We start from the raw sequence: 14,120 nt of genomic DNA, 5'->3' as shown, positions 1-14,120 counted from the left end.
GAACGTCTGAAACTCAGGAAAAAACCGCGGTCAATGACTCGCAGGGTTGTTTTTGATACGAATCACATTGGCGGCGCTGGAGGCGCCATCCAGCCAGAACGACAGCTTGGAATACTGTTCGAACAAGTCCGGCGGCAAAATCGTGGTGCGTGTCTCGAAGGCCACCTTGCGCTTGACCTTATGCAGCCCGGCCACGCCCAGGGCCTCATCGAAGGCCGGGGCGTCATAGGCGAGGTTGTCGAAGTCGTGCTCGAACCAGGGCTCGCCGATGAACTCGTAGACCAGGCGCAGCACACGCTCAGGCGCCTGGCTCAGCAGGTCGTAGTCGATAATCAGCAAAGAGTCGGCCTGTTCGCCGTAATAGGCTTCCTTGAGCGCCGCCCAGGCAAACCCCACCAGGCGATTACGCTGGGCCAGGGTTTCGACCCGGCTGTAGACGGTGTTGCGCTCACCGTCATCATTGAACAGCTTGGTGTTCTCGAAGGGATTGGCGCGGTACAGACGCTCGATGCTGTCCATGACCCAGGCGACATTGCGCACACAAGCGATGACCTTGGCCTGGGGAAACAAGTCGCGAATAGCCGGGAGACGAGCGGACCACTGCCGATTGGTGTCGAACACCACGGACTTGTCGACCTGGTCGGCGTAATAGGCGTCGAACAAACCGCCCAGCAGGCGGCGACGTACATCCGTGTTGATGACCGCGCCAAACTCACTGCCGGCGCTGCACTGGCCAAGTACACCGGCAAACAGCGCACCGACAGGGCTGGTCATGCCCGCATGAAAACGCGGATTCTGTAAAAGAATGGCGGACAACAGGGTCGAACCGGAACGCGGCAACCCGGAAATGAAGTGAAAACGGCTCAATCCTTTCACCCTTACTGGCAGTCCTTTGTAGGACAAAGCGTAGCGTAAGAAATCATTTCAGACCAATATTACTTTGCCATCAACTGGTTTAATTCGGCATGAATGCCCTTTGTTTTCGGGGCTATGCGATATATCCGACGAATGACACCTATTGCGCCTCAGGGCCCCACACAGGTCAGATGACAAACCTCATATAAAACTGCCTGTGTATCACCCCCTGCATGCTGGTCAATGGCTCGCCAGTTCTTCGGAATCAAGGGGAACTCGTCAGGGGCTACCCGGCTCATCACTAGCCATACCCGGCTGTTGCCGATGGGAAGATCGTTCAAGTCGTCCAGATAAACCCCGGCGTCGGGCTCGATCAAGGTACCGAAGCCGTAGGCATTGGGCCGGGTTGACGCACCATTGGCCGTCGGCGGGGTGTAGAGACGGGGTGCGGTTGCGCTTTTATCGTAATAACCCCAGGTGAGGTACCAGAACATATCCCCCAGGACTACCTGGTCACCGGCCACGGTGTGCTGGTTCATATAGTCGACCATGTTGCTGAATTGATCATCGGGGTCGACCGTGTAGTTGTTCTTCAGCCCCACGACCGAAGCGCCCAGTACCACGGCCAGCAGCACCGCCGCCAAGGTTCTGTGGCGCAGGGCCAGGCGGTCGATGGCCAACGCCAGGACAATCGGCAAGCCCAGGGCCGGCGCCGTCAAATAGCGGTCGATAAACACCGGCGAAATAAACGATATCGCAAACACCAGCAGCACCGGCAAGGTGCAATAGATCACTACCAGCGTGGCGAAGCGGTAGCGGCTGCGGTCGTTCCACAGCACATAACCGAGTACCGCCGTAACCACAGTCGGCAACGTGAGTAACAGCCACGCCGGCATGGTTTCTCCATCATCCAGCGCCAACAGCTGCCAGACCATCGACGGCAGTGAACGCCAGGTGACCGGCAACTCCCACCCCACATCGTTGCCGGCCTTCAGCTCGTCCATGTGCAGTACCAGGTCGATCAGCCCGGGCAGCCAGGGCGCAAACAGCAGCACAATCGCGACGTTGGCCAGCCACCAGTCGTGACGGCCGATAAAACGCTGGCGTGCACCAGGCACGGGCCCGAGCAGCGCCACATACAGCCAGTGGGCAAGCACACACAAGGCGGCGAAATAATGGGTGTAGAACGCCGCCGTCATCAGCAACGCGTAGAGCACCAGGTAACGCGAACGCTGCGGCGCCTTCACCCAATACACCAGCGCGAGGGTCGCCCCCAACAGCCAGACACCCAGCAACGAGTACATGCGGATTTCCTGGCTGTAGCGCACCGCCGTGGGCAGCAGGGCCAGCAGCAGGCAGGCCAGCAACGTGGCCCGGCGCGTGGCGATCAGGTGCACCAGCCAGGTGCCGAGAAACACCGCGACCACCCCCGGCAATGCGCTGAGCAGGCGGATCGACAGGATGGAATCGCCAAACACCGCGATCCAGCCGTGCAGCAGCATGAAATACAGCGGCGGGTGCACATCGTGGGCCGCATGGAACCAGATGCCGGGCAACGCGTAATGGGCCAGCAAAAGGCTGGAGCCTTCATCGCCCCAGATCGCCGCCGCCGTCAACTCATAGCAGCGCACCCCCAGGGCCAGCGCCAGGAGCGGCAGTAACCAGGGTTCGCGAAGCAATTGGAAAAGAGAGCGTGCAGGTGGAACAGGCTGACAAGTGCTCATTGTTTCATCACGACTCGGAACGCCCATTACCACCCTCTGGAATCGACAGCAGCACCCGGCTGGGTGCTCGAACGCGCTGATTGTAGGCCGAAAGCAGGCCCAGCGGCCGGTGTAATCCCACCCCTACACCACAGCGAGGCCAAAAAGCGGACGAAGTGCGAACCCGCGTCTAGGCTGTGGGGCGGTGCGCCAGGTTTGCATCGCGCGGCGTATCTCATCCGACACTTAGCAGGAGAGGTTTTCATGGAAGTTTTTCTCGGTACGGTTCAGATGTTCGCTTTCAACTACGCCCCCCAGGGATGGGCCTATTGCAACGGCCAGTTGGTATCGATCGCGCAAAACAGCGCACTGTTTGCCTTGTTGGGCACGGTCTATGGCGGTGACGGCCAGAACACTTTTGCCCTACCCAACCTGCAAGGCCGTGCACCGATCCACATGGGCAATGGCGGCGGCCTGACGCCACGGGTCATCGGTGAAGTCGGCGGCAACGAAAAGTCGAGCATCCTGAGCGGCAACCTTCCGACCCAACTGATCCCCACCACCGGCCTGACGGTCACCACCACCATCAACCTGGCCAACGAACCCAGTGCCGCCGCCACCACACCAACCAGCACCAATGCCTACATCGGCGCCTCCAGCACGGGGGGCCCAGGCTCGGCGGCGATCTACTCCGACAAACCCGGCAGCGCACCCGTCGCCCTCAAAGGCGCCAGCAGCACCTTGGGCGGCAACCTGACGGTTCCAGGCGGCAACCAGCCGTTGCCAACAATGGCACCCTACCTCGCGCTGAATTTCAGCATCGCCCTGACAGGGATTTTCCCGCCCCGCCCGTAAACCGCTCCAACACCGGGGCAATCGCCCCGGTGCCTGCCGCAACGACCGGAGACGCGCCATGCTGCAACAGGTCTGCAACGAACACTTCCAGCCCCTGATCAACCAGTCCTGCCCGCTGCAACTGCCCGATGGCCGAGTGCTGCACGTGCACATCGAGGCCGTCGACCTGCGCCCGCAATCGCGCCTGCCGGACAACTCCCGCACGCCCTTCAACGTTACGCTGCGCAGCCTTGCACCCACGGATTTCGTCGATGGGCTGTGCGCCCTTGCGTTACCGCAACTGGGCACCGTTGAAGCCATTTTTGTCTCACGGGAGCCGGCCCTGGGCCGTGACCCGAACCTTGGCTATTTCAACATTGTGTTCAACTGAGCCCCGGGTACCACACCAGCCGCTCGGCCCCCGGCACGGATTCCTCGACGCGAAACCCCAGCGCCAAGTAATGCTGGCGCGCACCGGGGTTGCTGGCCCACACCACCGTCGCCACCGGACAGCGCACTTGGGCGGCGGCTTTTTGCACGCCTTGCAGCACTGCGCGGCCAAAACCCTGGCCGCGCGCAGCGGGGACAAATGCCAGGTAGAGCACGCGCACTTCATTCGCACCGAAGTCCGCCGTCAACACGCCGATCGGGGTGTCGAGTTTCTCCACCACGTAGTGCATCGCTCCCGGAAAATGCTCGGCGATCCCCTGTTCCTGAACCTGATACTGCTGGGCGACAATCTGCTCGATCACTTCGGGATCGGCATCGACCCACTGCAACTCCGGCCGTGCGCTGCGGTACAGGTTGTGCAAAAACGGCGCATCGGTGGGCCGTGAAGGGCGCATGGATAAACCTGCGCACGACGAACTGTCCAGCATTGATCATCTCCTTGGATCAAAAACCACTTTCGCGTACACCCAACGCCGCCATGCGCCGCCAGGCCGCCCCCAGCAATGATTCACTGCGCCCCTGCAAAACCACCACACCGCGCAGTGGATGGGGGGGCGCCGGCGCGTCGTCGAGCAGTTTCAGGCGCGCGCCATACTGCGCCTGCACCGGCTCCGGTCGACGGCTCTCGTCACGGCGTACGGCAATCGGCCCGTGCTGGTCCGACGCCAAGGCTTCCTGGTCGAGGACGGCAACGCCGTTGGCATCCACGTCCAACAGTTCCACCGGCCACGCCGGGCGCATCGGGTCGTCGGCGATAAACCGCCCGCCGGCACCCGGCGCCACGCGCCACAGGTCCGCCTCAGCCAGGTAACCGCGCAGGCGTGTGCCGCCTTCGACAATGCGCGCCAGCGGGTCGCGGGTCGACACCCAGCGGCCCGCCACCAACTGCGGCATCAGGTCACGCACCTGCCCAGCCTCGGGCGCGCGCAGCAGCAGGCGCTCACGCCGGGCCTGCAAGCCACGGTATTCGGCCACGGCTTCGGCCAGGCGCTGCTCAAGAATGCCGACATCCGCCGCCGTTTCACTGCGCCCGGCCTGACGGCGCATCTGCAATTGCAGGATGTCGATTTCGCGGCGCACGATCACCGACCGCGAATCAATGTCCGGCGACTCCAGTTCCACCAGCACCGCGCCCCGCTCCACGGTTTGGCCATCGACCACATTCACCTGCTTGACCCGCGCCGCCACCGGTGCATGCAACGCCGTGACCCGCGCCGCCTCAAGCATCGCCGGCACCTCCACGCTGCTGCGCCACGGCACCGCCACCAGCAACAACAGCGCCAGCAGCCCCAGGCCCGTCACCAGCACACGCGGGGTATGCGCCTGCTCGCGCCGGCTCCACCATTCACGACCTTCCTTGAGAATCGGCAGGACAATAAACCAACCCAACTCCACCACCATCAGAAAGATCCCCAGCAGCTTGAAGAACAAGTGGTAGACCGCCAGCGCGATCCCGAAAAACAATGCGGCGCGCCACAGCCACGACAAATAGCCCCACCACAACAGGCGCCGGCGCATGGCGGGCGACCACGCCTCCGGCGCGGGTTCGCCGTAGCCGAACAAGGCCTCGCGCAGACGCCAGCGACACAGGCCGAAGGCGCGTCCTTGCAGGTTGTCGACCTCCCATAGATCGCTGATCAGAAAATAACCATCAAAACGCATGAAGGGGTTGAGGTTGACCACCAGCGTGGTGATCCACGTCGCGCTGGCGAGCATGAATGCGGCGGTGCGCGCCGGCCCGTCCGGCAGCAACGACCAGGCCAGCAAGGCGATGCAGGCCAGCAGCAATTCGGCCATGACCCCACCGGCACCGATCAGCAGCCTCGCCTTGCGATCGTTGACCCGCCAGGCATCACTCACATCGGTGTAGAACAACGGCAACAGCACCATGAACGCCACGCCCATGCTCTGCACCCGACACCCCGCGCGCTTGGCCATGAACGCATGGCCGAATTCATGGCACAGCTTGGCGAAGAACAACGCCACACCAAACGCGAGGGCACCGCCGAGGCTGAACAGATGGGGAAAGGTCGCCAGGAACCGCTCCCAGTCACGGGACACCAGAAACACACCGAGCCCGAGCGTCGCCGGCAACCCGTAGCGCAACAGGCGCGGGCCAAATCGCCGCAGCCACGGCCAGGCACGATTGAGGAAGGCGTCGGGGCGCCACAGGGGAATGCGGAAAAACAGGTATTGGTGCAACGCTTTTTGCCACAGACTCTGGCGTGATGCGGCGGACTTCAAGACGTAGCTGGCGCGCTGTTGCGGGTCCAGCGCGGCGATCAGGTCATGGGCGCGCAGAAACGCCAGCAACTCTTCGAGCTCTGTCTCACCCAACTTCAAGCCCGGCTCGCGGTTAGCCGCGTGCAGCACTTGGGCCGCATCCCCCAGCGCCCAATGACGCAGCAGGCGCATGGCCTGGGCGCCCAACTTGAAGTAGCGGCCGCGCAGCGGGTCGGCCAGGGTCCAGCGTGGCGAGCCGTCCAGGGCCGGGGCAGCAACGGTCAGCTGCAGGTCTTCGCGCAGGCCGGGCAACCCCATTAAAGGCCCACGCTTTGGCGCAGCCCGGCCAAGGGGCGACGCAGCAGGTACAGGGCCAACGGCGCGCGCTGGCCAAACAGCTTGGCGGTACCGCGCAAGCCGATGCGCGGTGGGGGCGATTCGTTGAAGGCTGCGTCGACCCGATAGGCCAACTGCCCGGACGGCGTCGGCTGCGCTTCATAGGCGACGCGCTCGACCCGAGCGGCATAGCGTTGCAGCGGGTCACTGTCGAGAAATAGCGCCACCTCGGCGTCCGTCGCCAGGGCGATGGCGTCACCCACAGCCAACTCGATGCGCAGTTCGGCCTGAGCAGGGTCGGCAATATCCATCAGCCGCTCGCCGGTCTGGATCGGCTTGCCGGTCCAGCGCTCGGCATCGGCGAACACTGCGATGCCATCGCGCTCGGCGCGCACTTCGCTGCGCTTGAGCAACTGTTCGGCATAGTTGCGTTCGGCGCGCTTTTGCTCGACGCGGGCGGCGAGCAAATCGATTTTCGAATTGGACTCGGCATCGGCGAACGCCCGTTGCGCGCTGGCCTTCAATTCGGCTTCCGCCACCCCCAGCGCACGCTGGGCCACATCGGCCTGGGCCTTGAGGGTGGTGCTTTCAAAGCGCACCAACAGATCGCCACTTTTCACCGCCTGGTTGGGCTTGACCAGAAACTCGGCAATCACCCCATCCAGCGGTGCAGCGACGACCCGCCCCCCCAGCGGCACCACTTGCGCCGGTGCCAGCACTGACTGACGCACCGGAATCAACAGCCCCAGCACGACCGCCGCCGCCAGCAGTAACTGGCGCTTGCGGGTAAACCGCAGGCGCCACGGGCGTCGGGGCTGCAAGGCCAGCCAGGCGTGGCTATAGGTATCGCCCAATTGCGCAAGCAACACCTGCTCCGGTGGGCTCCAGGGCGTATCGCGAGCCAGCCAGACGCCGCCGAACACCTCGCCGTGACGATCGAGCAATGGCAGCCAGAACACGTGGGGCGCCGACAGGCTTTGCCAGTCCTCACGCACTGCCGTACTGAAAGCCTCTATCGGAAGCACGGCCGCAGGTGCAGACCGCCCCTGCTTGAACGCTTCGGCTACGGCATGCTCGACAAACGCCACAAACGGCGCATTCGGCTCGACCATGCTCACCCCGGTCACCGCACGCACTTTGCCGGCGATCAACAGCGCAGCATGGCGAAAGCCGAACAGCGCCTGCCCATCGTTCACCAGGCTGTAGGCCAGTTGATCAAGGGTGCGAGCGGCGCGGGTAAGGCGTTCAAGGTCAAGGAACCGGGCAAAGAAACGCTCGGCGCTACCCGTCATGGGCGCATTCACTTAAGTGCCTCGAAATGCGCGGTGCCACTCATGCCGGCCAGCAAACCCTCGGCCTTGGGCATGCTCGCTACCAGCAGCAGCGTCTGGCTGCCTTCATCAATGCGCGCACCGAGGCGTTTGACCGTGGCGCTGAACGCTTGGCCGGTTTCGTCGGGGGTGAAACTGAAGGTCTGCCCGGGCTTGAGCTTGCCCATCCAGCGCGACGGCACCAGCAGGTGGATTTCCAGACTGCGGTTATCGACGATTTCCAGCAGCGGCGCACCGGCCGACACGCTTTCATAGCGCTGGACCTTGCGCTGTACCACCTGGCCGTCATACGGCGCCAGCACGCTGCAGCGCTTGACCTGCACCTGGTAGACCTGGGACTGGGCCTGGGTTTCGGTGAGTTTGGCTTCGGCGCGGGCCACTTCGAAGCGCCCGACGGAGTTCAGCGCAGCCAATTGCTTGTTATGGGCCAGTTCTTCACCAGCACCGCGGCTGGCCGCCGAGGCAGCATTGAGTTGGGCCTGGTAGGCCGAACAATCAAAACGCGCCAGGGTGTCACCCTTCTTGAAGGATTCGCCTTCGCTGAACGGCAGGTCGACGATGCGCCCGGATAATTCGCTGGCCAGCATCGCCTGGTCGCGGGCACGCAATACGCCGCGCGCCTCACTGTCGTTGCTGACGTTCGCCGCAGGCGGATGATCCAGTAATGGGTCGTCAGCCATTACCATCGGCGCCGCAGCCATCAGGCAGGAAAAACTCAATATCCATCCATGCCACTGCTTCATACACAAAGTTCTCCCTAACGATGAGCGCAGTCTAGGGCAGCAAGATTAAATTGCCACTACCCTCAATCGGACAAATCTACGATTTGTGTAGGGCTTCACCGACGCGATTGTCAGATCAAGCTATGATTGCCGCCCTCCAAGGACCCAGGATCAAGGACACGTCATGCGCATCGGTTTTCTCTCCCCCCTGGCACTGGCCCTGCTGGCCGGTATTTCCCAGCAGGCCCAGGCCAGTTCCGACGATTCGTGCTACCCCGATTGGCGTGTCTCGCGTGACAGCCTCGACCCTTGCAACAACGTGCCGTTCCTGAGCCCGGGCAATGACAGCCGGGCCAACCTGCGCCTGTTGCTGGCGGACAAAAAGGCCGCGCCGTTGGCGCCCAAGGCGTTGAGCGAAGATGACCTGGCCCAGGGTTTCGGCCCGGTGCCGTTCCCGGTGTATCGCCTGGCCGCTGCCTCCAGTGCAGAGACCGAGCCCGACTCGGACGATTCGCCTACCGCTGAGCTGGACACCCTGCTGACGCCCCTGGGCATCAAGCGCGAGGCGTACAAAACCGCCGGCGAAGCCTTCCTCAATGGCGAAGGCAGCCGCTGCCGCAGCAACGACGATGACAGCGCCACGGCGTTTATCCGCCAAGTGGTCAAGGCCGACATGCCGGCGGCCGAGCGCGCGCTGCTGGCGAAGGCGCGGCTGCAACTGCTCACCACCTGCACCTGGGATGGCCCGGTGATCGCCGAGGCGCAGCAGATCCAGTCAGCCGACGGCCAACTGTTTCGCACCTACCTGCAAGCCGCCGCCGATTTCTACAGCGGCCGCTTCGCCGAGGCCGCGCAAGGCTTTGCTGGCGTCGGCAGTACACAGTCGCCGTGGCTGAAGGAAACTGCGCTGTACATGACCGCCCGCACAGCGCTCAACCAGGCCCAGGCCGACACCTATGACGAAGACGGCGTGCCGCACCTGGACCGTGTGGATAAACCCGCATTGGCCACGGCCGAGCAGGGCTTCAAGGCCTACCTGAAGACTTATCCACAGGGCGAATACGCGGCCTCGGCCCACGGCCTGCTGCGCCGGGTGTACTGGCTGGCCGACGACAACACCCAGCTCGCCGACGCGTTCGCCTGGGCACTGACGGCCACCGACGAGCAGCGCAATGTGTCTGAGGATGAGCTGGTAGAAGAAGCTGACCTCAAGCTGTTGATGGTCAACAGCGATACCGTCAAGACCCCGATGATCCAACTCGTCAGCGACCTGATGGTGATGCGCGGCGGCAACCAGCCGGCCCTCAGCCGCGCCGACCTCGAGAAGCAAAAAGCCGCGTTCGCCAGCGAGCCGGAGCTCTATGAGTACTTGCTGGCCGTGTGTGCGCTGTACATCGAGCATCAACCGGACGCCGCCTTGAAGCAGTTGCCGCAGAGCGTGCCGGCAAGCCTCAACTACTTCGCCTTCAGCCAACAGACCCTGCGCGCACTGGCCCTGGAAGCCAAGCAGGACTGGAAAGGCGCCGAAGCGCTGTGGCTGCAACTGTTGCCGCTGGCAAAACTGCCGCTGCAACGCGACCAGCTGGAGTTGGCCCTGGCCATGAACTACGAGCGCAGCGGCCAGTTGGCCAAGGTGTTCGCCAGCGATTCGCCGATCAGCGCCAAACAGGTGCGCTACATCCTGCTGCGCAACATCGCCGGGCCTGAACTGCTGCGCCAGCAGATCGCCCAGGCGAGCGATCCGCTGGAACGCCAGACCGCGCAATTCGTGCTGCTCTACAAAGACCTGCTGCACGGCCAGTTCGCCACCTTCGCCGAAGACCTCAAGCAGCTGCCGGCCCAGGCCCCCGAGGACAAACTGGGCACCAGCCTGGGTTATGTCTACAGCGCCAGCCAGACGCTTAAGCTTTTCCAGTGGAACGGCGACAAGGCCGAATCCGGCTACGCCTGCCCGAGCATCGCGCAAACCGCAGCGACCTTGCAGACCGACGCGAAGAACCCCCAGGCCTTGAACTGCTTCGGCGAATTCATCCTGCGCAACAACCTGGACGGCATGCCTCTGGAGCAGGCCCGCGCCGCCGGCAGCCTGGGCAGCACCGCCTCGGACTTCAAGGGTGAAACCTTCTCGCGGCTCGACGGTTACCAGCAGGTCATCGGCAACGCCAAGGCGCCGAAAAACGACAAGGCCTACGCCCTGTTCCGCGCCATCAACTGCTACGCGCCGGCCGGCTACAACAGCTGCGGCGGCAAGGACGTCGAACCTGGCGTGCGCAAAGCCTGGTTCCGCCAACTGAAAAGTGGTTTCGCCGACACCCAGTGGGGCAAATCGCTGCAGTACTACTGGTGAAGCACCTGTGGCTGGGCGTGCTGTTGCTGGCAAGCCCGGCCTTCGGCGCCGTCGATGCCCGCGACTACGACGCCTTCTGGCTGTGGAGCGGCGTCACGCCTCAGCCGGTACTCAAGCAGGCCAAGACCCTGTACATCCTCCAGGGCCAGATCAACGCCACCCGCCGCGCGCCCCAGCGCGGTGTGCAACTGATCGCCCAAGGCATCAGCGTGCCGCGCCTCACCCGAGGCGACGTCTGGGTGGTCTACCGCGCCCACACCCTGCGCTGGCCCGAACAGGTCTACACCCAACTGCTCGGCCAGGTACAACGCTGGCGCGACGCAGGCAACCCGGTGGTCGGCATCCAGATCGACTTCGACGCCCGCACCCAATACCTGCACGAATACGCCGACTTCCTGCGCGACCTGCGCCAGCGCCTGCCGGCCGATCTGAAACTGAGCATCACCGGCCTGATGGACTGGAGCAGCAACGCCGACCCCACCGCCATCAGCCAGCTCAAAGGCGTGGTGGATGAGGTGGTGGTGCAGACCTATCAGGGCCGCCAGAGCATCCCGGATTACGCGGCGTATTTGCCACGGATGAACCGGATGGGGCTGCCGTTCAAGATCGGTTTGATTCAGGGTGGAGAGTGGGAGGAGCCGGGGTATTTGCAGGGGAGTGAGTGGTTTCGGGGGTATGTGGTGTTTTTACGCAATCCTTGATGGATGCTTGCTCGCGAAAACCTGAGATTGCCGCGAGCATTCAGAAAGACCCGCGTCATCGTTAACGTTTTTCGCGAGCCAGCTCGCTCCTACATTGGAAGGTGGTTACCAGTCATAGGTCAGGCTGGACACCACCGTACGCCCTTCCCCGTAGTAACAATCCAGGTTGCTGGTGCACTGCGAGACATAGGTCTTGTTGGTGAGGTTCTGCACGTTCATCGCCAGTTTCACGCCCTTGAGCTTGAGCGGCGAAGCGCCCAGGTCGTAGCTCAGGCTGGCGTCGTAGACGCTGTACGACGGCACGCTGAACGCGCCTTCGTAGTAATCGCCCAGGCTTTGACGCGCGTAGCGCACGCCCAGGCCGGCACCGAGGCCGGCGAGCGGGGTGTCGCCCAGTACGGTGTAGTTGACCCACATCGACGCCGTGAGCGGCGAGATGCCAGCGGGGTGGCGGCCTTGGCGGCCTTCTTCGTCCTTGGTGTACTTGATGTCGTTGCGCGCGGCCGAGGCGATGATCTCCCAGGCGTCGCTGAGGGCGGCCTTGGCTTCCAGCTCTACGCCGCGGGAACGCATGGCGCCGCTCTGGGTACTGAAGGTGTCGTTGGGGTTGGTGGTGAGCACGTTTTCCTGGTCGAGCTGGTAGACCGCGACCTGCACGAAACTCTTCTGGCCCGGCGGCTGGTACTTCATGCCCACTTCGTATTGCTTGCCGGTGGAGGGGTCGAACGGTTTGCGCTGGGCGTCGGTACCGGTCAGCGGCAGGAACGATTCGGAATAGCTGACAAAAGGCGCCAGGCCGTTATCGAACAGGTACACCAGGCCCGCACGGCCGGTGAAGGCTTCGTCCTTGCTGGCGAAGCGGGTGCCTTGCAGCGGCTCCTTGTTCACCACGCTGGCCCAGTCATAACGCCCACCGAGCACCAGGGCCCACTTATCCAGTTTGATCTGGTCCTGCACATACAGGCCGGTCTGGCTCAGGGTGCGGTCCCAGCGGTACGGTTGGCCGAAATTCAGGCGCTGGCCGTAGACCGGCTTGAACAGGTCGATCACTGGCGGGTTGCGGTCATACAGGCCATGGAACAGCGAGCCGGAGTGGTAGTAATCCAGGCCGACGATCACCGTATGGGACAACGCACCGGTGTCGAATTCGGCCTGGGCGATGCTGTCCACGCCAAACACTTTGTTGTTCTGCGCCCAGTCCACGCCGAAGCGTTGCAGGTAGCGTTGGTCCTGCACACCGGTGGCCGGGTTGGCGACGAAGCGGTAGCCGTGCAGCGGTGCGGTGTAGCGGTCGTCCACTTCGGCGTAGCGCGCGTTCTGCTTGAGGGTCCAGGTGTCGTTGAGGCGATGGGAAATCTCGTAGCCCAGCACGTACTGCTCGCGGTTGTACTGGTTGACGCCGGGCTCGCCGATAAACACATCGCGCTTGATCTTGCCGTTGGGGTTGGCCCACAAGGTGCCGGACGCCGGCAACCCTTGGGCCTCGGGCACGCCCTTGTCCTTCTGGTATTGGGCGAACAGCGTCACACGGGTGTCGTCGTTGGGGCGCCAGGTGAGGCTGGGGGCGATGAACTGGCGTTTGTTCTCGACGTAGTTGATCTCGTCCTGTCCGTCGTTGGCCAGGCCGGTAAGGCGGTAGAGGAATTGCCCCTGCTCATCCAGCGGGCCGCTGAGGTCGATGGCCGCGCTCTTGTGCTCGTAGGTTCCGGCTTCCAGCACCACCTGGTGCACCGGGGTTTCGCTGGGGCGCTTGCTGACCATATTGACGATACCGCCCGGCTGGTTCTGCCCGTACAGCACCGAGGCCGGGCCCTTGAGCACTTCGATGCGCTCCAGGGAGTAGGGCTCGATCTGCAGCGCTCCACCCGTGCTGCCGCCGCCGTAGGGCAGGTGCAAACCGTCAAGGTACAAGGGCGTGGGGGTGAAGCCGCGCGAGGTGGGTTCGTCGAATAACTTGACCCGGTCGGCAAAGCCACCGGCGGTCATGCCTGGGGTGTAGAGCAACGCCTGGGTGACGCTCTGGGCGCCGCGTGCCTTGATTTCGGCGGCGGTGATCACGTTGATGGTCTGGGGGATTTCCACCAATGCCGAATCGGTCTTGCTGCCGGACGCACTGCGCGTGGCGACAAGGCCGTCCACCGGGCCCCAGGCGCTTTCCTCGGCCTGCTGGGCGCTGATCTGAGTCGCGCCGAGCTGCAACGGCCCGGCGGATGACATCGCCTGCAACGACCAACCGCCCTGGGCCTGCACCGCCACCAGGCCGCTGCCCGCCAGCAGCCGCTCCAGGCCGGACCCGACGCCATAACTTCCCTGCAGGCCTGTGGTGCGCTTGCCTTGGGTAAGAGAGGCATCGACCGACAATAAGATACCCGACGCACTGGCGAACTGGTTCAAGGCCTGATCGAGACTGCCCGCCGGAATGTTGTAGGCACGCAGCGCTTCGGTGCTGTCTTCGGCATGCACCTGGGTCGGCAGCAGCGGCACCGTCGCCAGCAGGCTGACAAACAGGCCACGGCGCAAGGCGCGGGCCAAGGGTTGGATTGGGTGGTGCGGCATTGCAGGACTCCCCGTGAGAACGCTTCTTGATTGGCTTTCAAGAGGTATCCCGAACGGGGCGC

General features: G+C 63.6%; 11 protein-coding genes. 4 read left to right on the top strand and 7 right to left on the bottom strand.

What is annotated here, in order from left to right:
• Positions 1–30: 30 nt before the first annotated feature.
• Positions 31–876: a sulfotransferase family protein gene (locus tag AC07OT_RS22745; protein WP_083236473.1), complete on the bottom strand. Its 846-nt coding sequence runs from the start codon at positions 874–876 to the stop codon at positions 31–33.
• Between the two features lie 149 nt (positions 877–1,025).
• Positions 1,026–2,579: a glycosyltransferase family 39 protein gene (locus tag AC07OT_RS22740; RefSeq protein ID WP_495109092.1), complete on the bottom strand. Its 1,554-nt coding sequence runs from the start codon at positions 2,577–2,579 to the stop codon at positions 1,026–1,028.
• A gap of 243 nt (positions 2,580–2,822) precedes the next feature.
• On the opposite strand from AC07OT_RS22740, the gene AC07OT_RS22735 reads away from it, so the two are divergent.
• A complete protein-coding gene (locus AC07OT_RS22735; protein ID WP_495109091.1) occupies positions 2,823–3,413 on the top strand; it encodes a phage tail protein in 591 nt (196 codons plus the stop codon).
• Between the two features lie 58 nt (positions 3,414–3,471).
• Positions 3,472–3,783 carry a DUF6916 family protein gene (locus AC07OT_RS22730; protein ID WP_495102985.1) on the top strand — a complete coding sequence of 104 codons (312 nt, stop codon included), beginning with the start codon at positions 3,472–3,474 and terminating at the stop codon, positions 3,781–3,783.
• On the opposite strand, the gene AC07OT_RS22725 is transcribed toward AC07OT_RS22730, so the two are convergent.
• From AC07OT_RS22725 to AC07OT_RS22710, 4 genes are read right to left on the bottom strand one after another with little or no spacing between them, the layout of a single operon-like run.
• A complete protein-coding gene (locus AC07OT_RS22725; protein ID WP_495109090.1) occupies positions 3,776–4,270 on the bottom strand; it encodes a GNAT family N-acetyltransferase in 495 nt (164 codons plus the stop codon). The genes AC07OT_RS22730 and AC07OT_RS22725 overlap by 8 nt on opposite strands.
• 16 nt (positions 4,271–4,286) lie before the next feature.
• On the bottom strand, positions 4,287–6,383 hold the full coding sequence (locus tag AC07OT_RS22720; RefSeq protein ID WP_495109089.1) for an efflux RND transporter periplasmic adaptor subunit: 2,097 nt from the start codon (positions 6,381–6,383) through the stop codon (positions 4,287–4,289).
• Positions 6,383–7,705, bottom strand: coding sequence for an efflux RND transporter periplasmic adaptor subunit (locus AC07OT_RS22715; protein ID WP_495109088.1), 1,323 nt, complete (start codon positions 7,703–7,705; stop codon positions 6,383–6,385). The genes AC07OT_RS22720 and AC07OT_RS22715 overlap by 1 nt, the downstream gene beginning before the upstream one ends.
• Positions 7,702–8,433 carry an efflux RND transporter periplasmic adaptor subunit gene (locus AC07OT_RS22710; protein ID WP_371914634.1) on the bottom strand — a complete coding sequence of 244 codons (732 nt, stop codon included), beginning with the start codon at positions 8,431–8,433 and terminating at the stop codon, positions 7,702–7,704. The genes AC07OT_RS22715 and AC07OT_RS22710 overlap by 4 nt, the downstream gene beginning before the upstream one ends.
• A gap of 205 nt (positions 8,434–8,638) precedes the next feature.
• Here AC07OT_RS22710 and AC07OT_RS22705 point away from each other — a divergent pair, with 205 nt between their 5' ends.
• Together AC07OT_RS22705 and AC07OT_RS22700 are read left to right on the top strand one after the other, a co-directional pair.
• Positions 8,639–10,801 carry a PA5441 family protein gene (locus AC07OT_RS22705; protein WP_495109087.1) on the top strand — a complete coding sequence of 721 codons (2,163 nt, stop codon included), beginning with the start codon at positions 8,639–8,641 and terminating at the stop codon, positions 10,799–10,801.
• Positions 10,798–11,502, top strand: a complete 705-nt coding sequence (locus AC07OT_RS22700) for a DUF3142 domain-containing protein (protein ID WP_141605219.1) — start codon at positions 10,798–10,800, stop codon at positions 11,500–11,502. The genes AC07OT_RS22705 and AC07OT_RS22700 overlap by 4 nt, the downstream gene beginning before the upstream one ends.
• 105 nt (positions 11,503–11,607) lie before the next feature.
• On the opposite strand, the gene AC07OT_RS22695 is transcribed toward AC07OT_RS22700, so the two are convergent.
• Positions 11,608–14,058 carry a TonB-dependent siderophore receptor gene (locus tag AC07OT_RS22695; protein ID WP_495109086.1) on the bottom strand — a complete coding sequence of 817 codons (2,451 nt, stop codon included), beginning with the start codon at positions 14,056–14,058 and terminating at the stop codon, positions 11,608–11,610.
• Positions 14,059–14,120: the final 62 nt, after the last annotated feature.

The sequence above is a fragment of the Pseudomonas sp. GW821-FHT09C10 genome (genome assembly GCF_059418085.1).
This window is presented reverse-complemented; position numbering and strand designations above follow the sequence as displayed.